The following is a 23,039-nucleotide window of genomic DNA, read 5'->3' as shown; positions in this document are numbered from 1 at the left end:
ACGCGCGAGTGTCGACCCGTGCGGCCCATCCGCCACGCCGCGGCGCAGCAAACCCACCGGTGCCGGTGGTTCAGCCGCGCCCGGCCTCGTCGCGCTTGGCCTGCCGCCACAGCGCTTCCTGCGCGTCCGGCGACAGCTGCGCCAGCAGGGTGCCCCGGGCGGCCGCCAGCGCCTCCATCGCACGGAAACGGCGCTCGAACTTGAGGTTGGCCCGGCGCAGGGCCGCGCCGGTGTCCACGCCCAGCCGGCGTGCCAGGCGCGTGCACACGAACAGCACGTCGCCGATCTCGTCCTCCAGGCGGTCGCGGTCGGCGGCTTCTTCGCCGGCGGCCAATTCGGCGCGGACCTCGGCCACCTCCTCCTCCAGCTTGTCGAGCACCGGCGCGGCGGTGGTCCAGTCGAAGCCGACGCGGGCCGCGCGCGCCTGCAGCTTGGCCGCCCGCTGCCATTCGGGCAGGCCGCGGGCGATGCCGGCCAGCGCGGAGGTGTCGGTCTCGCCCGCGTCGCGGCGCTCGCGCTGCTTGATCGCCTCCCAGCTGGCCGCCACCGCCTCGGCGTCCTCGGCCCGCGCCTGGGCGAACACGTGCGGATGGCGCCGCACCAGCTTGTCACCGATCGCGGCGACCACGTCGTCGAAATCGAAGACGCCGCGCTCGGCGGCCATGCGGGCATGGAAGACCACCTGCAGCAGCAGGTCGCCGAGTTCGCCCTTCAGGTCGTGCAGGTCGCCGCGGTCGATGGCGTCGGCGACCTCGTAGGCTTCCTCGATGGTGTACGGGGCGATGCTGGCGAAATCCTGCTGCAGGTCCCAGGGACAGCCCTGCTCGGGGTCGCGCAGGCGCGCCATGATCGCCAGCAGGCGGTCGATGCCGTGCGGATCGTGCGGATCATCGCCCGAGGACGCGCTCATGGCGCGGGCAGCCAGTCGCGCCAGGGCAGGCCCGGATCGCCGAGGGCGATGAAGGCGCCGTTGACCAGGGTCGGGCGGCGGTTGTAGCGGAACGGCTTGCCGGTTTCCAGTGCCAGCACCGTGCCGCCGGCGGCCTGCAGGATGCACTGGCCGGCGGCGGTATCCCATTCGCAGGTGGCGCCGAAGCGCGGGTACACGTCGGCATCGCCCTGGGCGATGCGGCAGTACTTGAGCGAGGAACCCTCCGGCAGGCGCTGCACCTGCCCCATGTTGGCGATCATCGCGTCGGTCTGCACGCCGTGCGCGGTGCGGCTGGTGGTGACCCGCAGCGGCGCCGTGGCCGGGATCCGGGTGCGCAGCACGGTGTCCTTCTGGCCGTCGCGACGGCAGGCCTGCTCGCCGCGGATGGCGTACCACAGGCAGTCCTCCACCGGCGACTGGATCACCGCGAACACCGGGGCGCCCTGGTGCACCAGGGCGATGTTGACGCTGAACTGGTCGCTGCGCCGGACGAACTCGCGGGTGCCGTCCAGCGGATCGATCAGCCAGTAGCTGCTCCAGTGGCGGCGCACCTCCCACGGCTGCTTGGCCGATTCCTCCGAGACGATCGGCAGGTCCGGGGTCAGGCGCGCGAGCGCGTCGAGGATCACCTTGTTGGCATTGCGGTCGCCGGCGGTGACCGGACTGTGGTCGGCCTTGTACTCGACCTCGAAGGGCGTGCGGTACACGTCCAGGATGGCCTGCCCCGCTTCCCGGGCGATCGCGATGACGGTCTCGCACAGGTCGGGCGTGATCCGGATCATTGCGGGTGTTCCAGCCATTCCCGGGCGATGAACAGCGCCGCCAGCGAGCGCCCCTCGGAGAAGTCCTCGCGCAGCATCAGCTTGTCCAGCTCGGCCAGCTTCCATGGCACCACGTCCAGCGGCTCGGGCTCGTCGCCGGCGAGCTTTTCCGGATACAGGTCGCGCGCCAGCACCAGCCAGGAGGTGTGGGTCATGTAGGTCGGCGCCAGGGTCATCGCGCGCAGCACGTCCAGCCGCCGCGCGCCGTAGCCGGCCTCCTCCTTGAGCTCGCGGTCGGCCGCCTCGGCGGGGGTCTCCTCGCCGTCGATGCGGCCCTTGACCAGGCCCAGCTCGTAGCGCTCGGTGCCGGCGGCGTACTCGCGCACCAGCAGCACCGTCCGGGCATCCAGCATCGGCACCACCACCACCGCGCCGCGGCCCTGCGCCTTCTGCCGGTAGTACAGGCGGCGCTCGCCGTTGGAGAACTCCAGGTCCAGTTCCTCGACCAGCGGATCCGGCGGCTTGCCGCCGCGGCTGCGCACGTCGTGGATGATGGGAAGCGGGTGGCTCATGGCCGCGCCCCGCCACCGACGGCGGGGCCGGCCGATACAATGCGCGGATGGGAAAACTTCGTATTCATGTGCCCGGAATGCTAGCAGACCGCGGCGACGCGGACGCGTCGGCCAGGCGATCGGAGACGCATCCATGCGCCTGACCCGCAGCCATGTCGCCATGCCCCTGCAGGTCGGGGCCGAGCTGGCCCTGCCCGAGGATGCCCTGCACCACCTGGTGCGCGTGCTGCGCCTGCGCGAGGGCGATGCCTGCGTGCTGTTCAACGGCGACGGCCAGGACTACGCCGCCGTGCTGGTCGCCATCGGCAAGCGCGAGGCCACGGTGCGCATCACCGGTGCGACGCCGCGGCCCAGCGAATCCCCCCTGGCGATTACCCTGGTCCAGGGCATCGCCCGCGGCGAGAAAATGGACCTGATCCTGCAGAAGGCTACCGAGCTGGGGGTGGCCGCGATCGTCCCGGTCACCGCCGAGCGCACCGAGGTGAAGCTGGATGCCGTACGCGCGGCCAAGCGCCTGGCGCACTGGAACGAGGTGATCGTCGCGGCCTGCGAGCAGTGCGGCCGCGCATGCCTGCCGCGGCTGGAGCCGCCGCAACCGCTGGCCCGCGCGCTGGCGAGCCTGCCCGCCGCGGCGCTGGGCCTAGTGCTTGACCCGAACGGGCAGCACCGCCTGGGCGGGCTGGAGGACGCGAGCGCCGGGCGCCCGCTCGCGCTGGCGATCGGCCCGGAAGGCGGCTGGGCCGCCGGCGACCTGGCGGTGCTGGCCGGTGCCGGTTTCCAGGGCCTGCGGCTGGGCCCGCGCATCCTGCGTACCGAGACCGCCGGGCTGGCCGCGATCGCGGCCCTGCAGGCCCGCTTCGGCGACCTGGCCTGAGCCAGCCCCCGGACCCGGCCCCTGGCGGTCGGCAGGGCCGGATCAGCCGGCGTGGCCGCCGGCGGCGACGATGGCGCTTTCCAGCACATCCAGGTCCGGCAGCAGGGCGCTTTCCTCGCCCAGCAGCACGCGCATCTGCGCGCCGGCCGGCAACGTCTCCTCGGACGCGTCGGCAAGCAGGCCCTCGCGCGGGACCGAGATCAGCTGCGGGAAGGCTTCGGACAACAGCGCGAAATAGGGCAGCTCGGGGTGGTTGCCCAGCGCCTTGAGCACGATCACCTTGTTGACCCCGAGCACCGGCTCGGCCCCCAGCCCGGTGAAGCGGCCGAAGGCCACCAGCGGCACCTGCCAGCCCTGCCAGGCGATCCGGCCGACCAGCCACGGCGGCGCGCCGGGCACCGGCTCCACCGGTACCCGCGACATCACCTCGGCGACGATCGCGTTGGGCAACAGCAGGCGCTCGCGGCCGCTCTGGACCAGGACTGCGCGGATTTCGTCGTGGCTGGCGTAACTCATGATCCGGTTCCGAAAGAAGAAAGGCTCAGGCGCCCCAGCGCTCGCCGAGCAGCGCGGCCAGGCGGGCCGGCTCGCCCTGCGAAGCGCCGCGCTGGGCCAGGCGGTTGGCCGCACCGGGGTCGTAGCAACCGTCGCCGCCCTGCCCGGCCACCAGCGCGCCCTGCTCGCCGAGCGCGGCCACGGCCTCGACCCGGGCCGGGTCGGCGCCGCTGAGCAGGACCACGGCGCTCTCCTGCGGCGGCAGCGCGGCCAGCAGCGCGGCGCGGTCGCCGCCGGCGACGAAGGCCACCGTGCCGGCGCTGCAATCCACGCCGGTCGCATCGTCCAGGACATAGGCATGGCCGGCCTGTGCCTGGCCGCCGGCCACCGCCAGCTCCACCGGCAGCGGCGAGATGCGGGCGATCTGGCGCACCAGGTTGGCGTACTGGCCGCCGTTGAGATGCATGGCCACCAGCACCGGCCGCGGGAAGGTGGACGGCAGCGCCGCCAGCACGCGGCGCACCGCATCCGGGCCGCCCAGGCCGGCCATCAGCAGCACCGCGCCGCCGACGGGCGCGGTCCGCGTCGCCGCCGCGTCTTCGTCGGACACGCCGGCCGCAGGCGCGGGCAGGGACCGGGATTCGGAGGGCGCGCGCGGCGGGAGGACGGTTGCTGCCTCCTCCGCCGCTACGGAGGACCCGGCCCCTGCGTCCACGGTAGCTGCGTCGCCTGCCGCGACAGGAGACTCGTCCCCTGCGTCCGGCGCATCGATGTCCACCAGCGACAGGCCCTCGAGCGAGATGTCGGCCAGGGCGCTGGCATCGGGCTTGGCGGGCGCCGGTGCGATCAGCGGTTCGTCGACCAGCGACCAGCGGCTCCACGCCGGCTCGGCACCGGCATCTGCCACGGCGGGCGGCTCGGTGGCGGACGGCTCCATCGTCGCGGTGGCCGATGCTGCCGCGACGACGGTTTCCTCCGCCACGTGCCGCGGCTCCGCGGCCGGGGCCTGCGCCAGCAGTTCCTCCAGCCCCGGGACCGCCTCGGAGCCGGGTGTCGGCGCGGGGACGCCGGGAATGCCCTGCGCTTCGTCGGGAACCCCGGCATCCGCACCGGCCTGGTCCAGATAAAGGCCATCGCCCGGCAGTTCGTAGGAAAGATCGTGCGCCTCGTCCAGGTGCGGCTGCAGCGGCGCGTGCGCATGCAGCTGTTCCGGTGCCGGCGGCAGGCCCGGTTCGGGCAGCGCGCCGGCATCCTCGTCGGGCTCGCGGCCGGGGGGCAGCACGTCGTCGCTGCCGCGCAGCTTGGCCAGCAGGTGCCGCGCCCAGCGCTGCATCTCCCAGCCCTCGCGCTGCGCGACCAGCTCGGCCTCGTCGAAGATCACCGTCAGGCCGGGCGTGGTGAAGGCCGGCTGCAGCCGCTCCAGCGCATCCTCCACGGCCGGCTCCAGCGCGATCATCACCGCCACCGGGTTGGCCTCCAGCAGCGACTGGGCGTCCACTTCGGCGGGCTCGTCCTCCAGCACCAGGCTGGCGCCGGCCTGCACCAGCGCTTCGCGCAGGCGCTCGCGGGCCGCGCCCGGGCGGGCGAGCAGGGCCACGGCCACGTCGTCGGATCGGATTTCACTCGCGGACACGGGCGATCCCCAGCAGGTCGTAAACGTTCCTCATCAGGTCCAGTTCCTGGTAGGGCTTGCCGAGGTAGCGCTGCACGCCGATATCGAAGGCGCGCTGGCGATGCTTCTCGCCGCTGCGCGAGGTGATCATCACGATCGGCACGTCCTTGTAGCGCGGGTCGGCGCGCATCGCCGTGGCCAGCTCGTAGCCGTCCATGCGCGGCATCTCGATATCGAGCAGCATCAGGTCGGGCACCCGTTCTTCCAGCCGCTCCAGCGCCTCCACGCCGTCGCGGGCGGTGGCCACTTCCAGGTTGTGGCGCTCGAGCACGCGGCCGGTGACCTTGCGCATGGTCAGCGAGTCGTCCACGACCATCACCAGCGGCACGTGCCGGGCCTCGACCTGGGTGCCGGCCTCGACCACCGGTGCCTGCGGCTGGCGCAGGTAGCGGCGCACCAGCGGCGCCACGTCGAGGATGACCACGACGCTGCCGTCGGCGGTGATGGTGGCGCCGTACACGCCCGGGATCGAGGCGATCTGCAGGCCCACCGGCTTGACCACGATCTCGCGGTTGCCGAGCACCTGGTCCACCGCCACCGCCACCCGCATGTCGCCGGCGCGCACCAGCAGCAGCGGCACCTGCGGCAGGCCCTCGGCGCGGGCGGGCGCCAGGCCGAGCAGGCGGCCGAGGTCGTGCAGGGCGTATTCCTCACCGCCGTAGTGGTAGCTGCCCTCGCCGGCGCTGTAGCGGTCGCGGCCGATGCGGCCGATGCCGCCGACCGAGGCCACCGGCACCGAGAACACGGTCTCGCCGATGCGCACGAACACCGCCTGGGTGACCGCCAGGGTCTGCGGCAGGCGCAGCACGAAGGTGGTGCCCTTGCCCGGCGTGGAGACGATGTCCACCGAACCGCCGAGCTGGCGCAGTTCGTTGCGGACCACGTCCATGCCCACGCCGCGGCCGGCCAGCTGGCTGACGGTGTCGGAGGTGCTCAGGCCGGAAGCGAAGATCAGGGCATCGACCTGGGCATCGCTCAGGACGGCATCGGCTGCGACCAGGCCGCGCTGTTCGGCACGGCGCCGGATGGCGGCGCGGTCCAGGCCGGCGCCGTCGTCGGACACCTCCAGCACCACTTCCGAGCCTTCGCGACGCAGGCGCAGGGCGATGGTGCCCTGCTCGGCCTTGCCCGCGGCCTGGCGCCGCGGCGGCGCCTCGATGCCATGGGCCACCGAGTTGCGCAGCATGTGCTCGAGCGGGCCGACCATGCGGTCGAGCACGCTGCGGTCCAGTTCGCCGTGCGTGCCTTCCAGGGTCAGCTGCACCTGCTTGCCCTGCTCGTCCGCGGCCTGGCGCACGACACGGCGCAGGCGCGGCACGACCGAATCGAAGGGCACCATGCGGGTGAGCATCAGCCCTTCCTGCAGGTCGGAGCTGACGCGCGACTGCTGCTGCAGCAACGTGTCGTACTGGCGCGCCAGGTCGTCCAGCACGCCCTGCAGGCCGCCGAGGTCGGCCGCGGACTCGTTCAGCGCACGGCTGAGCTGCTGCAGCGTGGAGAAGCGGTCCAGCTCCAGCGGATCGAATTCCTGGCTGGCCGCGTCCTGCTCGCGCTGGTAGCGCGCGACGATCTGCGCCTCGGTCTCCAGGTCCAGGCGGCGCAGCTGGTCGCGCAGACGGATGTTGGTGCGTTCGAGCTCGCCCAGCGCGCCGCGGAAGGCACCCAGCTGCTGCTCCAGGCGCGAGCGGTAGATCGCGACCTCGCCGGCGTAGTTGACGAGGTTGTCCAGCAGGTCGGCGCGCACGCGCACCTGGTCCTGCGTGGCGCGGGCGGCACCCTCCTCGCCGGCGGCCGTCGCGGCCTCCGGCACCGGGGGGCTGAAGCCGTCGCCGCCGGCGGCGGGCACCATGCCCAATGCGTCGGCAGGCAAGGCCGCCGGTGCCGCGGCCGGCGCGGGCGGCTCGACCGCGGCCGGCACGGCCGGCTCCTCGTCCGCCACGCTCGGCGGCGGCAGCTGGCCCTGGGCACGCGCCTCCAGCTGGGCGATCAACGCGAGCGGCATGGCCACCGCACGATGGGCGCGGGTACGCAGCAACTGCTGGTTGAGGTGGTCGAAACTGCGTTCCAGCAGGCGGATGTCCGCGGCCGCCACCGGCGCGGTGCTGGCCGCCAGCAGTTCCAGCAGCGACTCGGTGGTGTGGGCGAGCGCGCCGATGGCCTCGATGCCGACCATGCGCGCACCGCCCTTGAGCGTGTGCAGTTCGCGCTGCAGGCCAGCGATGCCCTCCGGGTCGTCCGGATGCTCGCGCAGCTCGGCCAGCAGGCGGTCGCTGGTGTCGAGCAGGTCGCGGCCTTCCTCGACGAAGATGTCCACCAGCTCGCGGTCGTATTCGCCGAAGTCCATGGCGGTGTCCTCCTCCGCCATCCCGGCGGAGACCGGGGCCGTGTCCGTTGCCCCGGGTGCGGCGACGGCTGCCGTCGTCTGCGACGGCTGTTCGTCCGTCGCCCGGGACACGTCCGCCGCGGGCACGTCGGATTCGCCGCCGGTCGCCGTTGCGTGTTCTTGCGCGGAAGCATCAGATTCCGGTTCCGGAACGCGGGCAGTGGCCTCGTCGGCGGCCAGCGATGCCGCAACCGGCGCGACCGGCGCCTGTTCCGCGGCCGGCGGCGCGTCGTGTCCGGAGGACGCCGGCTGCACGCCCGTATCCGGTACGAGGGCGGCGTCCACGGCGCCATCCTGGGGGTTCACGTCCAGCGTGGCATCCGCGCCTGGCGCCACGGTGCCAGGCGATGCGACCGTCGGTTCCGTATCGGAAACGGCTTCGGCTTCGTCCTGCGCAGCGACCTCCTCCGGCGCCTGTCCGGAGGGGACCGCCGATTCCGCGGCCACGCCGATCTCGGTCCCGGTGCCAGCGGAAGCGCCGGCCGCGGCGAACGCGGCTTCGACCGTGCCGGGCAAGTCCGACGCCGAAGCCACTTCGGTTCCGGTTCCGGAATGCGGCAGCGGCGCTTCGGCGTCCCGGGTCGCATCGGCCTGCTCGTCCGTTCCGGATTCGACCGGGATGTCCTCGGAGATCACGTCTTCCTGCGCGCCGGTGGCGAGCCAGGAGTCCTCGACCACGTCGGCGGCGGCCGCGTCGTCCACCGGCACGGCATCCACCGGGGCCGGGGCCTCCGGCGCGGTTTCGGTGTGCATTCCGGCGCCCCCCGTGACGGCCGCCCGCACATCGCCGTCCGCGGCGTCCGGCGTGGCTTCGCCGGCGGTTCCGGCGATCTCCGGCAGTTCCTCGGATGTACCGGGGCCGGCATCGGGCGTGCCCGCCACCGGCGCGTCCGGCCCCGCCGCCGTGGCATCCGCGGCGGCGGCCTCGTGCACCGCCGCTGCGGCTTCCTGGAGCGGCTCCGCGCCGCCCACCTCGTCGCTCCGCTCCGGGCCGGTGGCGACAGGTGCCGAGATCTCGGGGACGGCCTCGACCGGCGGCGGCGCCGGCGCTTCGCCGCTGTCGCCGCTCGACGGATGGGCGGCCTGCGCCACCTCGGTCTCCACCGGTGCCGGGATCGCCACGTCCTGCGCCGCGATCTCTTCGCCCTCGGCCAAGCGGCCGGACGAGCCATCGCCCGCCGCTGCAGCCACGCCATCGGCCCCGGACGCGACCGACGCCGTTTCGGGGGCCGCAGGCACGGCATCGAGATAGGCGCTGAGGTCGAGGGAGGACAACGGCACCTCGGCCGACGCTTGCGTGCCGGTTTCCTCGCCGGGAACCGCCGCAGGCGACACTGGCACCGGCTCGTCCTCGGGCTCGATCGGCAACGGCGGCCATGCCGCCTCCGGCAGGCTCGCCGCCAGCGCCTGCAGGCGCCCGCCCAGTTCGCCGAAGAACGGCACCGTCGGCTCGGGCTGGCGCAGGCGCTCCATGGTCCGCGCCACCGCATCGGCAGCCTCGCCGAGCAGGGCCAGCGCCGCGGCATCGGGGACCACGCCGGCGCCCAGGGCACGCTTGAGATAGGCCTCGGACGGACCGGTGACGGCCTGGATCTCAGGCACGTCGGTCATCGCGAAGGCACCGTTCATGGTGTGGAAGGCGCGCAGCAGCGCCTCGTCGGCGGGCGTCGGCGCGGTCCGCGCGCGATCGAGCCACTGGCGCACCGTCGCCAGGTGGGTGGCGACCTCCGATTCCAGGATCTCCAGCAGCACCGCATCCACCGAGGCGGGCGTGCCCTCACCTGCCGTGCTCCCCTCGTCGTCCGCCGCCGGGGCGGCCGGGACCTGGAGGGTTTCGGCTTCAGGCCCGGCCACGGCGGCCGGCGGCTGGTACCAGGCCTCCTCGCCGGCGGCGATCCGCTCGGCCACGGCCTCGATGCCGGGCAGGTCGGCGCCGACGCGGCCGTCGCCGCGCAACGCGGCGTTGAGTTCGGGCAGTGTCTGGCGGGCCAGCTCCACCATCGCCAGCACCGCGGGGCTCGGCGGCCGGCTGCCGTCGAGCACGCGGTTCAGCATGCCCTCGATCTTCCAGCTGAATTCGCCGAGCAGGCGCGCGCCGACCAGGCGGCCGCTGCCCTTGAGGGTATGGAAGATGCGGCGTACCGGGCGCAGGCGCTCCATGTCGCCCAGCGATGCGCGCCATTGCGGCAGCAGCACGTCCAGGTTGCCCAGTTCCTCGTCGAACTCCTCCAGGAACACCTCGCGGATGTCCTCGTCGACGCCGCTTTCCTCGAAGCCGCCGTCCAGCACGACGACCGGTGCGGCCGGGGCCGCCGCGACGACGGCCGGAGTGTTGGCTGCTACCGGGGCCTGGACGACGGGCGCCTGCGGTTCCGGCACGGCAGGCGCGGGCATTGCCGCGTCGGGCACGAAGCGGGCGGCGGCCTCGTCCAGTTCCGCCATGAACGCCGCATGCGCCGCATCGTGGTGTTCGTCGCCGCCGGCCGCGACTGCGTCGGCCGGTGCCGTCGCCGCATCGCCGGCGGATGCCGGATCCACGGACGACGCCGGGCTGGCCGGAGCGTCGCCGGCCACGACGGGTGACGCCGCATAGGTCATGGAGATGGCGAACGTCGTCGCCGGTGCGGCGGGGAAGGCTGCTGCCTGCTTGGCGGCCACGGGGTCGAAAGAACTGGCCGAGTCCGCGGCAGCCGCGGCGGACGGCAGTGCTTCGGAGGAAGCCGCGGTGTCCGGGGCCACGGCGGCGGGCACTTCGTCCGCCGGGACGGCCACGCCGTCCTGCTCGGCGGCGACCGGATCGAAGGGATTGACCGGCCCTGCCTCGATCGCGGACGGCGGCGGCACGGTCGAATCGGCATCCGACGAAGCCGGCGCCTCCTGCGACGGCGGCAGGTCGAACACGATGTCCGGATGGCGGCTGGCGAAATCGCCCTGCTCGGCCAGTACCGGGTCGAACGTCGCCACCGGCGTCGGGGCGACCGGCTGCACCTGCACCGGCGGCGCCTGCACGGCGATCGGCTCGGGCACGACCGGGAACGGTGGCGCTTGGCCGGTGTCGCCGTGGGCCAGCGGCGTTCCCTCGGGCGTGGCGGCAGGCACGGGCGCGGCATCGCCTTCGCTTGCCTCGTGCCCGGTCTCCGGTGCCGGTGCTTCCGGCACCGGCCAGTAGCGCAGGGCTTCCAGGCTGGAGCGGGCGATCTCGAGGATCTCCTCGCCGCCCGGGCGCCGGTCGCGCAGTGCTTCCAGGTAGTACTCCAGGCTGGCCATCGCGTCGGCCAGGGTGTCGAGCTGGCGGCTGCCGGGCACGCGCCCGCGCCCGATCAGCTCGACCTGCACGTAGCGGGCCACGCCTTCGACCAGGATGGCCGGCTCGGGCAGCTGCAGGATGCGCAGCGCGCCGGCCACGTCGTCCAGCAGCGCCGGCACCGGCGCCAGGCGCGCGTGGTTCCAGTTGGTCTCGATGAAGGCCACGAAGTCCTCGCGGGCCTTGCCGAAGTTGGCGATGGCCTCCTGCGCCAGCGCCTCCACGGTGCGCCGCAGCTCGCCGCTGGCCGCCTCCTCCTCCACCCCGGCGACGTTCTCCAGGCGGGAGGCCTGGTCGTCGAGCGAGGCGTCCACGTAGAGCAGCGCGCCGGCGATGTCCAGCAGCAGGCCCTCGTCCACCGGGCGCTGCCCGGCCACGATCGCGGCCAGGGCGTTGCGCTGCTGTTCGACGATCGCGCGCGCCCCGCCCAGCCCCATCATCCCCAGGGTCTCGGCGACGTTGCCCAGGTCGCCGACCTGGGCCTGCAGCGCCGCCGTCTGGCCGCCCGTGCGCAGGTGCAGGTCGAGCGCATCGCGGATGCGCAGCAGTTCTTCCTTGACCGCGCTGCCCACGGTGGACAGCAGCTCGCGGTTGCGGCCGCTGACGCTGCCGCGCGCATGTTCCAGTTCGCTCTCGCTGGCCCCGGTCGCGTCCGGATCGAAGGCCAGCAGCGCCTTCTCGTTCAGGCCCGGCTCGCCGCGCGCGGCGCGGATCTCGTTGAGCAGCGGCAGCAGCACGATCGGGATGTCGCGGTGGCCCTCCTGCAGGCGCTCCAGGTAGTCCGGCAGGATGACGATGCCGCGCATCAGCGTGCCGCAGGCCTCGTCGCGCTCGCGCGCCTGCCCGTCGGCCAGCACCTGCGCCAGCCGCTCCAGTTCCTCGGCGACCATGGCCGGCGCCTGCAGGTCGAGCATGCGCAGGGTGCCGCGCGCCTGGTGCAGCAGGGCCACGCAGGCCTGCATGTGCGCCACGCCGCCTTCGTCGGCGAAGGCCTCGGCCTCGCTGCGGGCCTGCAGCAGCAGCTCGTCCAGCTCGGGCTTCACCCAGCCCAGCGCGGCATGGTTCATCGCATCGCGCAGCGCGTTCATCGGCATCCTCCCGTGGCCGCGGGGGACGTGCGGTGCCCGGCGGCGGGCGGCATTGGCATGTACTGCTTCATGGACGAGGTCCTTTCACCCGGTGCCCGTCAGGCCGGCAGCTTGAAGTCGGCGACCGAGCGGCGCAGGTCCGCCGCCAGTTCGGCCAGGCGGCCGATGGACTCGGCCGTCTGCCCGGCGCCGCGCGAGGTCTGCGCGGTGATCTGGCGGATCACGCCCATGGTCTGGGTGATGTCGGTGGCCGCCTCGGACTGCTGGTTGGCGGCAATGGAGATGTTGCGGATCAGGGTGTTGAGCGCGTTGGACACGCGCTCGATCTCGGTCAGCGCGGTGCCGGCGTCCTCGGCCAGGCGCGCGCCGGAGACCACTTCCGAGGTGGTCTGTTCCATCGAGCTGACCGCCTCGTTGGTATCGGCCTGGATCGCCTGAACCAGGCCCTCGATGCGCTTGGTCGCCCCGGAGGTGCGTTCGGCCAGGCGCTGCACTTCGTCGGCCACGACCGCGAAACCGCGGCCGGCCTCGCCGGCCGAGGCCGCCTGCACGGCCGCATTGAGCGCCAGGATGTTGGTCTGCTCGGAGATGTCGTTGATCAGTTCCACGATCGAGCCGATCTCCTGAGAGGATTCGCCCAGGCGCTTGATGCGCTTGGAGGTCTCCTGGATCTGGTCGCGGATCTGGTCCATGCCCTGGATGGTCTGGCGCACCACGCCGGCACCCTCGGCCGCGATCTGCACCGACTTCTGCGCCACGTCCGCCGACTCGCTGGAGTTCCTGGAGACCTGCTCGATGCTGGAGGCGATCTGGTTGATGCGCTCGGAGGCGGAGGTGATCTCGTTGGCCTGGTGGTCGGAGGCCTCGGCCAGCTGGGTGGCGGTGGACTGGGTCTCCTGGGTCGAGGCCGCCACCCGCACCGAGGTGTCGTTGATCGTGGTCACCAGGTTGCGCAGCTCGTCCACGGCGTAGTTGATGGCGTCGGCGATGGCGCCGGTGATGTCCTCGGTCACCGAGGCCTTCACCGTCAGGTCGCCTTCGCCGAGCGAGCTGATCTCGTCGAGCAGCCGCATGATCGCCTGCTGGTTGCGGCTGTTGGATTCCACCTGCAGCTGGTAGCGCGCCTCCTGCTCGCGGCTGCGCGAGCGCACCGTGCCCCAGACGAAGCCGATCAGCGAGACCAGCAGCAGGACGCCGGACGCCACGCCCAGCCAGATGTTCGGGAACGGGCGGGTGTTGCGGATCGAACCGAGCGCGGAGAACGCATCGAACAGTTCGCGGCTGGACTGCAGCATGCGGTCCGAGCCGGACGCCAGCGCCACCGCCGAGGCCTGCGCGGCGAAGAGCTTGCCGGAATTGGCCACGATCGCGTCCAGGTCCTTCTTCATCGCGTCCCACTGCTTCTGCGCCTGCTCCAGCGCGGCCAGCGCGGCGGGGTTGCGCACCGGGCTGATGCCCAGCTCCTGGTTGCCCTGGCGCAGGCCGTCCAGGACCTGGCCGAACACCACCGAGTCGCGGCCCAGCGCGTCGCCGGCCGCCGCCGCGGCGGCGCCGCCGGCGCGCATTTCAGTGATGCGGCGGGACATGGTGCCGGCCAGCACCACCTGCTGCAGGGCGCTGTAGACCTGCGAGGCCGGCGCACCGCTGGCCGCCATGGCACGCACCACCTCGTTGAGCTGCGCCTGCAGGCCGGCCACGTTGCCGACGAAGCGGTCGGCATTGCCGGCCAGGCCCAGCACCGCCTGCTCGCTCTGCTCGACCTGGACCGCGTTCTTGCCCAGCGGCGTCCAGGTGGACACCAGCTTGCCGACCTGCGAGGCCACCGTCTGCTCGCCGCCGAAGCGGGTCTGCAGGTCGGCCACGGTCTTCTCGATGCGCGCGTGGGTGGCCTTGAACGCGGTGAAGGCCTCGGCATTGCCGTCGACGGCGTCACGGCCCTGGTTGGCCAGCTGCTGCGACAGCACCTGCAGGTCGGCCGCTCCCGTGCCGCCGCCGGCCAGGCGGCCGGCCTGCCAGGTGGACACGGCGGTATTGGCCGCGAACACGACCAGCGAGATCGCCAGCAGGACCAGCCAGAAGTTGACCCTCGCGCCGCCGAGCTTGTTGCGGCCGGCGGCTTCCGGAGTGTTGCTCATCGTTGGACCTCGTCAATGCGTGGTGGGCCGCTCAGGCGGCGGCCTGCCGGAATTCGGGCGTACGCGAAAGCAGCGACAGCGAGAACACGCCCCAGTCGTGGTCCTCGCCGCGGAAAGCGCGGTCGATGAAGTGCGCATAGCGGCCGCGCGCGACTGCATCGGGCGCCACCGCGTCGGCCTGCGGGAAACTGCGCTGGCCGTACAGCTCTTCGATGGTCAGGGCGACGTCGCCGCCGGCCTGGCGCACGATCAGCACGCGCTGGCCTTCCTGCAGCGCGGTGCGCTGGCCCTCGAGGAACTGCTTGAGGTCGATCACCGGGAACAGGTTGCCGCGCAGGTTGCCCACCCCCAGCAGCCACGGCTGCGCGCACGGTACCGGCGTGACCGGCGGCATCGGCACGATCTCGGCCACCTCGCGGAAGTCCGACACCAGGTGCATCTGGCCGATGCGGTAGCCCACCCCGCGCCACAGGTCGGCGGCGAAGCGCTTCTCCGGCAGCTGCACAGAATGCGCCAGCGCACGCTGCTGGTAGTCCTCCAGGACGTCGAAGGGCGAGCGCATCAGGCGCCCACCAGGCTCTGCACGCGCTCGAGGAACTCCTGCTCGCGCGGCGGCTTGACGATGTAGTCGCTGGCGCCCTGGCGCAGGCCCCAGGCCTTGTCGGTGTCCATGCCCTTGGTGCTGATGATCAGCACCGGGATGTGGCGGGTGCCCTCGTCGCGCGCCAGCGTGCGGGTGGCCTGGAAGCCGCTCATGCCCGGCAGCACCACGTCCATCAGCACCAGCGCCGGCGCCTGCCGGCGCGCCAGGTCCAGGCCGTCCTCGGCGTTGTCGGCCGCCAGCACTTCGTGCCCAGCCTTCTCCAGCCACTGGGTGAAGACCGCCCGGTCGGTGGGCGAATCCTCGATCAACAGGATACGAGCCATGCCTTACCCCCTTTGGTCAGGCTTCAAGCGTGCGCATGCACGCCGACATGCGTGCGGATGGCGTCCAGCAGTTCCTCGCGGGTGAACGGCTTGGTCAGGTACTGCTCGGAACCGACGATGCGGCCGCGCGCCTTGTCGAACAGGCCGTCCTTGGAGGACAGCATGATCACCGGGGTGGACTTGAACTCGCGGTTGTTCTTGATCAGCGCGCAGGTCTGGTAGCCGTCCAGGCGCGGCATCATGATGTCCACGAAGATGATCTGCGGGTGCTGGTCGGCGATCTTGGCCAGGGCCTCGAAGCCGTCGGTCGCGGTGACGACCTCGCATCCCTCCCGTTTGAGCAGCGTTTCGGCGGTGCGGCGGATGGTCTTCGAATCGTCGATGACCATTACCTTCAGCCCTGCGAGCTCCCCGCCCGCAGCAATGTGATCAGTCATTCCGGCTTTCCCCAAGGCACGCGACGCACCTACGGTCGGCGCCACTACGGGGTGCATGTATACCGCAAGGCCCGGCGCGGCTGTCAAGGTGGCCCTCCAGCTGAATGCCCGCCGGCCATCGAGTGTGAACGGAAGCACATTTCGTGCGCAACGGCACCCGGAAATCCGGCCGCCGCGCATCGGCCGTTGCCGACGCCCCGGCCGCCCGGGATGGGCGCAGGTCCGGGCGGGGCGCTACCATCGTCGCCCTTCCCTATCCCCCGGTTTGTGCCATGCCGCTCGACGTCATCGTGGTGATGGATCCCATCGACCACATCAAGATCGCCAAGGACACCACCTTTGCCATGCTGCTGGAGGCGCAGCGGCGCGGCCATCACCTGCACTACGTGCGCCCGAGCGGGCTGGCGTTGCGCGGCGGCGCCGCGGTGGCCACGGTCGCGCCGCTGCGGGTGCGCGACGACAAGGCCGGCTGGTTCGAGCTGGGCGACTTTTCCGAGCTGGCGTTCGGCCCCGGCCAGGTGGTGCTGATGCGCAAGGACCCGCCGTTCGACGGCGAATTCCTCTACGACACCCAGATCCTCACCGTGGCCCAGCGGGCCGGGGCCGAGGTGGTCAACGACCCGCAGGGGCTGCGCGACTTCAACGAGAAGCTGGCCGCGCTGCTGTTCCCCCAATGCTGCCCGCCGACCCTGGTCAGCCGCGACGCGGCGGCACTGAAGGCCTTCGTCCACGAGCACGGCCAGGCGGTGCTCAAGCCGCTGGACGGCATGGGCGGGCGCTCGATCTTCCGCAGCGGCACCACCGATCCCAACCTGAACGTGATCCTGGAGACGCTGACCGACGGCGGGCGCAAGCTGGCGCTGGCGCAGCGCTACCTGCCGCAGATCAAGGACGGCGACAAGCGCATCCTGCTGATCGACGGCGAGCCGGTGGAGTACTGCCTGGCGCGCATCCCGCAGGGCGACGAGTTCCGCGGCAACCTGGCCGCCGGCGGCCGCGGCGAGGGCCGGCCGCTGTCCGAGCGCGACCGCTGGATCGCCGCCCAGGTCGGCCCGGAGATGAAGCGCCGCGGCATGCGCTTCGTCGGCCTGGACGTGATCGGCGACTACCTGACCGAGGTCAACGTCACCAGCCCCACCTGCGCGCGCGAGCTCGATGCGCAGTTCGGCATCAACATCGCCGGGCGCCTGTTCGACGCGATCGAGGCCGGCCCGGCCCGATGAGCGCGGCCCCGCACGCCCCGCGCGTCGGCGAGGAGCAACGCCTGCGCGCCACCCTGGTGCTGTCGGCCCTGGTGTGGGCGATCGTGATCCTGGGCGTGGGCTTCACCGTGGCCGACAAGGCGCCGCTGGTGCCGACCCTGGACGTGATCTTCAGCCAGACCAGTACGCCGCTCACCCCGAAGCAGGCCGACTTCCTGGCCCAGGCCAACCAGGCCGGCGGCGGCGACCACGACAAGGCGCTGCGCCCGCGCGACAGCCAGCCCGGCGTGGTGCCGCAACCCGATGCCGGGTTGGCGCCGCAGCCGCAGCGCGCCCAGGCGGCCGCGCCGGCGCCGCCCGCCGCCGCCCGGGTCATCGCCAGCACGCGCGGCGAGGATGCGATGCCGCAGGCCCGGCCGGAACCGCCGCTCGAGCCGGTCACCGCCGCGCAGAGCGCGCGCGAGCGGCGCGACGCCGAGATGGCGCGCCTGGCCGCGGAGGTGCACCTGCAGTCCGAGCAGTACGCCAAGCGCCCCAACCGCAAGTTCGTCTCGGCCAGCACCCGCGAGTACGCCTATGCCAACTACCTGCGCGCCTGGGTGGACCGGGCCGAGCGGGTCGGCAACCTGAACTATCCCGACGAGGCGCGGCGCCGGCGCCTGGCCGGCCAGGTGGTGATCAGCGTCGGCGTGCGCCGCGACGGCAGCGTGGAAAGCGCGCGGGTGCTGCGCTCGTCCGGCATTCCGCTGCTGGACGATACCGCCCTGCGCGTGGTGCGCCTGGCGCAGCCGTTCCCGCCGCTGCCGCGGACCGACGATGGCGTGGACATCCTGCAGGTCACCCGCACCTGGGTGTTCCTGCCCGGCGGCCAGCTGCGCGACGACCGCTGAAACGCGGCGCCGCACGCGCCTGCCCGGTCGCCACCGCCTTCGCCGGCGCACCGCCGCTATCCACGATCTTCAGCGCCGCCACGCAGGGGAAATCCCGCTGCCCGTCTTCGTGGCCGGTTCCTCATGGTGGGCCTGCAACGAACGGCCGGGCGCGGGCCGGCAGGCGCGCGCGCTCGACTGCGTCCAGTGCCCACTCCAGGGTCGGTCGTGCGCGACCGCCTGCCGCGCCGCATCGACAGCATCGACAGCACCGACAGCACCGGCCGTATCGCGCCCGTCGCCGCGGCGATGCGGCAGGCCACCTGGCCGTCGCCGGGATCGGACACGCCTGGCCGCCGGCCGGCGGCCACTTGGCGATGAAGTGCGGGGGTCACGCGTGCGCGGCACCCGGTTCCGGCGCGGCGGCGATGCGTGCGGCGATGGCGTCGCCGATCTGGGCGGTACCTGCCCGGCCGCCCAGGTCGGGCGTGTGCGGGCCGTGCTCGAGGACGTGGGCGATCGCATCGAGGATGGCGGCGGCGGCGCGGCGGTGGCCTTCGGCGCCGGCGCCCAGGTGTTCCAGCATCAGCGCGACCGACCAGATCTGGCCGATCGGGTTGGCGATGCCGCGCCCGGCGATGTCCGGGGCCGAGCCGTGCACCGGCTCGAACAGGCTCGGGAAGCGCCGCTCCGGGTTGAGGTTGGCCGAGGGCGCGATGCCGATCGTGCCGGTGCAGGCCGGCCCCAGGTCGGACAGGATGTCGCCGAACAGGTTGGAGGCCACGACCACGTCGAACATGTCCGGGTGCTGCACGAAGTGCGCGCACAGGATGTCGATGTGGTACTTGCGCGTGGCCACGTCCGGGTACTCGGCGGCGATCGCCTGCAGGCGCTCGTCCCAGAACGGCATGGTGACGGAGATGCCGTTGGACTTGGTGGCCGCGACCAGGTTGCGCGCCGGACGGCGCCGCGCCAGCTCGAAGGCGTAGCGCAGGATGCGGTCGGTGCCGTGGCGGGTGAACACCGATTCCTGGATCGCCATCTCGCGCTCGGTGCCGGCGAACAGGCGGCCGCCGACGTTGGAGTACTCGCCCTCGGTGTTCTCGCGCACCACCAGGAAGTCGATGTCGCCCGGCGCGCGCCCGACCAGCGGGCACGGCAGTCCCGGCATCAGCCGCACCGGCCGCAGGTTGACGTACTGGTCGAACTCGCGGCGGAAGGTGATCAGCAATTCCCACACCGCGATGTGGTCCGGCACGATATCCGGTGCGCCGACCGCCCCGAATAGGATCGCGTCGTGCCCGCCGATCTGCGCCTTCCAGTCCGCCGGCATCATCCTGCCGTGGCGCTGGTAGTAGGCGCTGCTCCAGTCGAAGGCGTCGAGCTGCAGCGGGATGTCGAAGCGGCGGGCGGCGGCGTGCAGGGCCTTGAGCCCTTCGGGCATGACCTCCTGGCCGATGCCGTCGCCGGGGATCACTGCGATGCGATGCGCGTGGGACATGGACGGGCCCTGGTGGAGAACTGTCCCGATGGTAGGAAGCGAGGCATGCGGCGGGCAATTGGCCATTGGCCCAACGCGGCTTGCGCGGTTTCGAAGGCGCGGCTTGTGCGCCGTCGAAACCCGGTACGGCCGGAGGCCCCAATCCACCGTGGCGGCCTCGCCCGCGCAGTATTCGTACCGCGCCGATTGCGCCGGATGTCGGCGCCAGGCGTGCCGACATCCGGCGCATCGCCCAGGCGTCGCGCAATTCCGGCGAACGCCGGCGCAGGTGCGGATCGAGCCTGGCGACAATGCCGTCCGGCACCCCGCCGATGACGGAATCGGCCTCGATCATGCGGCAGATCGCCGAGGCTCCTGCCCCGTACCGCGTGCGCAGGCACCGGCCCGGCCGCCCGGTGCAGCGCCCGCGAGATCGCGGTGGCGCTCCCCGTTCGACGACGTCCTCGCCCAGCAGCGCCTCGCCCCTCCCCTGCGATTGCCGCAGGCCGTGGTCGCGCGGCACCACGACCACCCGCCGGTCCGCGCCGCAAGTGCGCGCGGCCGGGCCGTCCAGCGGCTTGGTGACGCCACCACGCCGACGCCGGACCGGTCTTCGCGCAGCGCCTGCACGGTGTCGTGTCCGGTACGTCCTGCCGGGACAGGCGCGCGCCACGGTGCCGGGCGAGGAAACGGGCGAGCCGCTCCGGCCGCCACGGCGCCCGCATCGAGGCATTGGCCAGCCCCCGTGCCTGCGCACACCGGCATGGTCGCCGGGCTCGGCATCGGACTCGTCCATGCCGGCCAGCAAGGCGCGCATGGCGCAGCAGGGCCTCGCCCGCCGCACTCACCACCACGCCGTTGAAGCGCAGTCCCGGCAGGTCCACGCCTCATTGCCGTTCCAACGGGCGAGGTGCCGGCTGGCGGCCGACGACAGCGACCGGTGCGCGGCAGCGGCGGCGCGGGAGAGGCGGCTCGATTCCGCCACCCGCACGAACAGGGCCAAGGAAGCGATATCCGGCAACATCGACGGTGGCCCGGAGCGGCGGGGGCCGACGACCATGCCGGGCCGGCCTGCGCCGGCGGCCGGCCCGCTCAGCGCGCCGCGCGCGCGGCCTGCTGTTCTTCCAGGGTCAGGGCGACGTTGTCGCGCAGGTAGGCCGGCTCGGCCAGTTCCGGGGCCACCGCCTGGCCGCGGGCGAAGGCCGGGGCGGCCAGCGCCAGCAGGTCGGCCGCGTGCGGCAACGCCGTGGCGTCCACGCCGGACAGGCGCGGCTGCAGCCGGGTCGCCAGCCGGCCGCCCACCGCGGCGAAGCCGGTGCCGATGCCATGGCGCGGGGCACCGTCGTCCGGCAGCGCATAGTCGTCCGGGGCCAGCACCCGTTCGCGGCCGAGCGCCGCGAGCGTGTCGCCCTCGCGCAGGAACTCGCCGACGTAGACCTCGTCCATGCGGGCGTCGATGGCGGCCAGCACGTGCGTGGCCGCGGCCGGGGCCTGCCGTGCCAGCACCGCCAAGGTCGACACCGGCACCAGCGGGATGTCCAGCGCCAGCGCCATGCCCTGGGCCAGGGCGATGCCCAGGCGCACGCCGGTGAAGGCGCCGGGCCCGCGGCTGACCGCGATGGCGTCGAGCTGGCGCTTGCCGATGCCGGCCTGCGCCAGCAGCGCCTCGGCCCAGGGCAACACCAGTTCGGCATGGCGGCGCGGGGCGATCTCGAAGCGCTCGACCACCTGCCCGCCCGCCTGCACGGCGACGGAGCAGGCTTCGGTGGCGGTCTCGATGGCGAGCAGGTTCATGGCGGCGCGGCGGGAAAACGAACGCGGCAGCTTAGCACCCGGGCCCCGCCGGGCCGTCGCCGCCGTCCTCGCCGGCGGCCGGCTCCGCGGCCGGCGCGGCACCGAAGAACGCCTGCACGTCGGCCAGTGCGCGGGTGCGCGCGAACGGCGGCAGCGACTCCAGGAAGGTGCGTCCATAGCCGCGCGAGGTCAGGCGCGGATCGCACAGCACCAGCACGCCGCGGTCGGACTCGCTGCGGATCAGCCGGCCGGCGCCCTGCTTGAGCGCGATCACCGCCTGCGGCAGCTGCTCGTCGCGGAACGGATTGCCGCCGGCGCGGCGCACGGCCTCCAGCCGCGCCTCGTGCACAGGATCGTCCGGCGCGGCGAACGGCAGCTTGTCGATGGCCACCACGCTGAGCGCCTCGCCGGCCACGTCGATGCCCTCGCGGAACGCCGCCGTGCCCAGCAACACGCCGTTGCCGGAGGCACGGAAGGCCTCCAGCAGGGCCGCGCGCGGGGCCTGGCCCTGGACGAACAGCGGCCACGGCCCGTCCTCCAGGGCGGCGGCGGCCTCGCGCAGGGCGCGATGCGAGGCGAACAGCACGAACGCCCGTCCCTGCGAGGCCTCCAGCACCGGCCACAGCGTGCGGATCAGCGCTTCGCCGTAGCCGCGCGCATTGGGATCGGGCAGGCCCGGCGGCAGGTAGCACAGGCCCTGGCGCGGCCAGTCGAACGGACTGGGCTGCAGCAGCGTGGCCGGATCGAGCAGGCCCAGGCGGCGGGCGACGTGGTCGAAGCCGCCGCCCACGGCCAGCGTGGCCGAAGTGAACACCCAGGCCGCGTGCGAGCGTTCGCGGTGCTCGCGCAGCGGCGCGGACACGTCCAGCGGCGTGCGCTGGCAGCGGAAGCCGCGCGCGGTCAGTTCGTACCAGCGCACGTCGGGGGAGGCATCGACGACGTCCTCCGGCAAGGCATCGAAGTCCGGCAGCGCCGCTTCCGCCTCCTCGCCCAGCCAGCGGCCGAGCCGTGCGCGCGCCTCGCGGGTGCGCAGCGCGCAGGCCTCCAGCCCGGGCGCGGCGGCGCGCACGCCCTGCAGCGCCTGGTCGAGCGTGGCCAGCGCCTCGCCGAGGCGCTCGAAGCCCGCGGCCACCGCCGGCAGCGCCAGCGCCCGCCATTGCGTGCCGCGTACCGGCAGCGCCGCCATGGCCGTGCGCAGCTCGCGCAGGGCCTGGTCCAGCTGCTGCGCTGGCGCGGCCAGCACCGCGCCGGCACCGGCCACGCCGCGCGCCTCGGCCAGGCAATCGCGCGCCAGCTCCTGCCACTGGCGCATGCCGAAGCCCTCGCCGAAGAACTGCGCGGCCAGCTCGGGCAGTTGGTGGGCCTCGTCGACGACGAAGGCCTCCGCCCCGGGCAGGATCTCGCCGAAGCCTTCCTGCTTGAGCGCCAGGTCGGCCAGCAGCAGGTGGTGGTTGACCACCACCAGGTCGGCGGCCTGCGCCTGCTGGCGCGCCTGCACGACGAAGCATTCGCTCCAGAACGGGCATTCCCCGCCCAGGCAGTTGTCGACCGTGGAGGTGACCTGCAGGCGCAGCGGCGAATCCTCGGCCAGGTCGGCCAGCTCGGCCATGTCGCCGCTGCGCGTGGCACCGCTCCAGGCGACGATGCGCTGGAAGCGCGCCGCCTCCTCGGCGCTGGCGAAGCGCGGCTCGCCGCGCGCCTGCGCCAGCCGGTAGCGGCACAGGTAGTTGGCGCGCCCCTTCAGCAACGCGCTGCGCACGCCGACGCCCAGCGCCGCGCGCACCCGCGGCAGGTCTCGGTGGTAGAGCTGGTCCTGCAGCGCGCGGGTGCCGGTGGAGACGATGGTCTTCATCCCCGACAGCAGCGCCGGCACCAGGTAGGCGTAGGTCTTGCCGGTGCCGGTGCCGGCCTCGGCCAGCAGTGTGTCGCGCTGGTCGAAGGCCTCGGCGATCGCCGCGGTCAGGTGCAGCTGCGCCGCGCGCGGCACGAACCCGTCCAGATGGCGGGCGAGCGCCCCGCCCTCCTCGAGCGCCTCGCGGGCGGCATGGGCTAGCAGCGACATGACGGGGACGGCCGCGGCGCACCCGGCCGCCGCCGCAGGCAGCGTCCGGTCCT

16 protein-coding genes are annotated in these 23,039 nt (G+C 73.2%); 3 read left to right on the top strand and 13 right to left on the bottom strand.

What is annotated here, in order from left to right; translation table 11 throughout:
- Positions 1 to 70: 70 nt before the first annotated feature.
- The 3 genes from mazG to nudE are packed head-to-tail and all read right to left on the bottom strand — an operon-like array spanning position 71 to position 2,264.
- A complete protein-coding gene (mazG, locus tag BN3794_RS05490; protein ID WP_066094506.1) occupies positions 71 to 910 on the bottom strand; it encodes a nucleoside triphosphate pyrophosphohydrolase in 840 nt (279 codons plus the stop codon).
- On the bottom strand, positions 907 to 1,713 hold the full coding sequence (gene cysQ / locus BN3794_RS05485) for a 3'(2'),5'-bisphosphate nucleotidase CysQ (protein WP_066094503.1): 807 nt from the start codon (positions 1,711 to 1,713) through the stop codon (positions 907 to 909). The genes mazG and cysQ overlap by 4 nt, the downstream gene beginning before the upstream one ends.
- Positions 1,710 to 2,264 carry an ADP compounds hydrolase NudE gene (nudE, locus tag BN3794_RS05480; RefSeq protein ID WP_066094501.1) on the bottom strand — a complete coding sequence of 185 codons (555 nt, stop codon included), beginning with the start codon at positions 2,262 to 2,264 and terminating at the stop codon, positions 1,710 to 1,712. Before nudE ends, cysQ begins: the two co-directional genes overlap by 4 nt.
- A 133-nt stretch (positions 2,265 to 2,397) precedes the next feature.
- Between nudE and BN3794_RS05475 the strand changes: the two genes are divergently transcribed.
- Positions 2,398 to 3,138 carry a 16S rRNA (uracil(1498)-N(3))-methyltransferase gene (locus BN3794_RS05475; RefSeq protein WP_066094497.1) on the top strand — a complete coding sequence of 247 codons (741 nt, stop codon included), beginning with the start codon at positions 2,398 to 2,400 and terminating at the stop codon, positions 3,136 to 3,138.
- Between the two features lie 42 nt (positions 3,139 to 3,180).
- On the opposite strand, the gene BN3794_RS05470 is transcribed toward BN3794_RS05475, so the two are convergent.
- From BN3794_RS05470 to BN3794_RS05440, 7 genes are all read right to left on the bottom strand, one after another.
- Positions 3,181 to 3,654, bottom strand: coding sequence for a chemotaxis protein CheW (locus BN3794_RS05470; protein WP_066094494.1), 474 nt, complete (start codon positions 3,652 to 3,654; stop codon positions 3,181 to 3,183).
- A 25-nt stretch (positions 3,655 to 3,679) separates the two neighbouring features.
- Positions 3,680 to 5,266 (bottom strand): chemotaxis protein CheB, encoded by a 1,587-nt coding sequence (locus BN3794_RS16820; RefSeq protein WP_236493191.1) that lies wholly within the window; start codon positions 5,264 to 5,266, stop codon positions 3,680 to 3,682.
- On the bottom strand, positions 5,253 to 12,080 hold the full coding sequence (locus BN3794_RS05460; protein ID WP_066094489.1) for an Hpt domain-containing protein: 6,828 nt from the start codon (positions 12,078 to 12,080) through the stop codon (positions 5,253 to 5,255). The genes BN3794_RS16820 and BN3794_RS05460 overlap by 14 nt, the downstream gene beginning before the upstream one ends.
- A 98-nt stretch (positions 12,081 to 12,178) precedes the next feature.
- Entirely contained in the window at positions 12,179 to 14,215 is a 2,037-nt protein-coding gene (locus tag BN3794_RS05455) for a methyl-accepting chemotaxis protein (protein ID WP_066094486.1), read from the bottom strand.
- A 31-nt stretch (positions 14,216 to 14,246) separates the two neighbouring features.
- Entirely contained in the window at positions 14,247 to 14,777 is a 531-nt protein-coding gene (locus BN3794_RS05450; protein ID WP_066094483.1) for a chemotaxis protein CheW, read from the bottom strand.
- Entirely contained in the window at positions 14,777 to 15,142 is a 366-nt protein-coding gene (locus BN3794_RS05445) for a response regulator (protein ID WP_066094480.1), read from the bottom strand. Before BN3794_RS05445 ends, BN3794_RS05450 begins: the two co-directional genes overlap by 1 nt.
- A 23-nt stretch (positions 15,143 to 15,165) precedes the next feature.
- Positions 15,166 to 15,579 (bottom strand): response regulator, encoded by a 414-nt coding sequence (locus BN3794_RS05440; protein ID WP_066094476.1) that lies wholly within the window; start codon positions 15,577 to 15,579, stop codon positions 15,166 to 15,168.
- A 272-nt stretch (positions 15,580 to 15,851) separates the two neighbouring features.
- On the opposite strand from BN3794_RS05440, the gene gshB reads away from it, so the two are divergent.
- Both gshB and BN3794_RS05430 read left to right on the top strand, forming a co-directional pair.
- Positions 15,852 to 16,802, top strand: a complete 951-nt coding sequence (gene gshB, locus BN3794_RS05435) for a glutathione synthase (RefSeq protein ID WP_066094473.1) — start codon at positions 15,852 to 15,854, stop codon at positions 16,800 to 16,802.
- Positions 16,799 to 17,671 (top strand): energy transducer TonB family protein, encoded by an 873-nt coding sequence (locus tag BN3794_RS05430; protein WP_066094470.1) that lies wholly within the window; start codon positions 16,799 to 16,801, stop codon positions 17,669 to 17,671. The genes gshB and BN3794_RS05430 overlap by 4 nt, the downstream gene beginning before the upstream one ends.
- A gap of 370 nt (positions 17,672 to 18,041) precedes the next feature.
- Here BN3794_RS05430 and BN3794_RS05425 read toward each other — a convergent pair whose 3' ends face one another.
- The 3 genes from BN3794_RS05425 to yoaA all read right to left on the bottom strand — a co-directional run bounded on the left by BN3794_RS05425 (position 18,042) and on the right by yoaA (position 22,986).
- Complete coding sequence (locus BN3794_RS05425) at positions 18,042 to 19,151, bottom strand: tartrate dehydrogenase (RefSeq protein ID WP_066094466.1); 1,110 nt, start codon at positions 19,149 to 19,151, stop codon at positions 18,042 to 18,044.
- Between the two features lie 1,071 nt (positions 19,152 to 20,222).
- On the bottom strand, positions 20,223 to 20,924 hold the full coding sequence (gene tsaB, locus BN3794_RS05420) for a tRNA (adenosine(37)-N6)-threonylcarbamoyltransferase complex dimerization subunit type 1 TsaB (RefSeq protein WP_066094463.1): 702 nt from the start codon (positions 20,922 to 20,924) through the stop codon (positions 20,223 to 20,225).
- 31 nt (positions 20,925 to 20,955) lie between these two features.
- Positions 20,956 to 22,986 (bottom strand): DNA repair helicase YoaA, encoded by a 2,031-nt coding sequence (gene yoaA / locus BN3794_RS05415; protein ID WP_066094460.1) that lies wholly within the window; start codon positions 22,984 to 22,986, stop codon positions 20,956 to 20,958.
- Between the last annotated feature and the right edge of the window lie 53 nt (positions 22,987 to 23,039).

This window comes from Xanthomonas massiliensis (assembly GCF_900018785.1).
GTDB classification, from domain to species: domain Bacteria; phylum Pseudomonadota; class Gammaproteobacteria; order Xanthomonadales; family Xanthomonadaceae; genus Xanthomonas_B; species Xanthomonas_B massiliensis.
Note: the sequence above shows the minus strand (reverse complement) of the source record. Positions and strands in the feature narration are given on the sequence as shown.

What these genes read in the sequence shown, in the direction of transcription:
- BN3794_RS05440 (WP_066094476.1), bottom strand. Translation starts at nt 15,579, where the DNA reads ATGACTGATCACATTGCTGCGGGCGGGGAGCTCGCAGGGCTGAAGGTA.
- nudE (WP_066094501.1), bottom strand. Translation starts at nt 2,264, where the DNA reads ATGAGCCACCCGCTTCCCATCATCCACGACGTGCGCAGCCGCGGCGGC.
- BN3794_RS05430 (WP_066094470.1), top strand. Translation starts at nt 16,799, where the DNA reads ATGAGCGCGGCCCCGCACGCCCCGCGCGTCGGCGAGGAGCAACGCCTG.
- BN3794_RS05445 (WP_066094480.1), bottom strand. Translation starts at nt 15,142, where the DNA reads ATGGCTCGTATCCTGTTGATCGAGGATTCGCCCACCGACCGGGCGGTC.
- BN3794_RS05450 (WP_066094483.1), bottom strand. Translation starts at nt 14,777, where the DNA reads ATGCGCTCGCCCTTCGACGTCCTGGAGGACTACCAGCAGCGTGCGCTG.
- BN3794_RS05460 (WP_066094489.1), bottom strand. Translation starts at nt 12,080, where the DNA reads ATGAACGCGCTGCGCGATGCGATGAACCATGCCGCGCTGGGCTGGGTG.
- BN3794_RS05425 (WP_066094466.1), bottom strand. Translation starts at nt 19,151, where the DNA reads ATGTCCCACGCGCATCGCATCGCAGTGATCCCCGGCGACGGCATCGGC.
- yoaA (WP_066094460.1), bottom strand. Translation starts at nt 22,986, where the DNA reads ATGTCGCTGCTAGCCCATGCCGCCCGCGAGGCGCTCGAGGAGGGCGGG.
- tsaB (WP_066094463.1), bottom strand. Translation starts at nt 20,924, where the DNA reads ATGAACCTGCTCGCCATCGAGACCGCCACCGAAGCCTGCTCCGTCGCC.
- mazG (WP_066094506.1), bottom strand. Translation starts at nt 910, where the DNA reads ATGAGCGCGTCCTCGGGCGATGATCCGCACGATCCGCACGGCATCGAC.
- BN3794_RS05455 (WP_066094486.1), bottom strand. Translation starts at nt 14,215, where the DNA reads ATGAGCAACACTCCGGAAGCCGCCGGCCGCAACAAGCTCGGCGGCGCG.
- BN3794_RS05470 (WP_066094494.1), bottom strand. Translation starts at nt 3,654, where the DNA reads ATGAGTTACGCCAGCCACGACGAAATCCGCGCAGTCCTGGTCCAGAGC.
- gshB (WP_066094473.1), top strand. Translation starts at nt 15,852, where the DNA reads ATGCCGCTCGACGTCATCGTGGTGATGGATCCCATCGACCACATCAAG.
- BN3794_RS05475 (WP_066094497.1), top strand. Translation starts at nt 2,398, where the DNA reads ATGCGCCTGACCCGCAGCCATGTCGCCATGCCCCTGCAGGTCGGGGCC.
- cysQ (WP_066094503.1), bottom strand. Translation starts at nt 1,713, where the DNA reads ATGATCCGGATCACGCCCGACCTGTGCGAGACCGTCATCGCGATCGCC.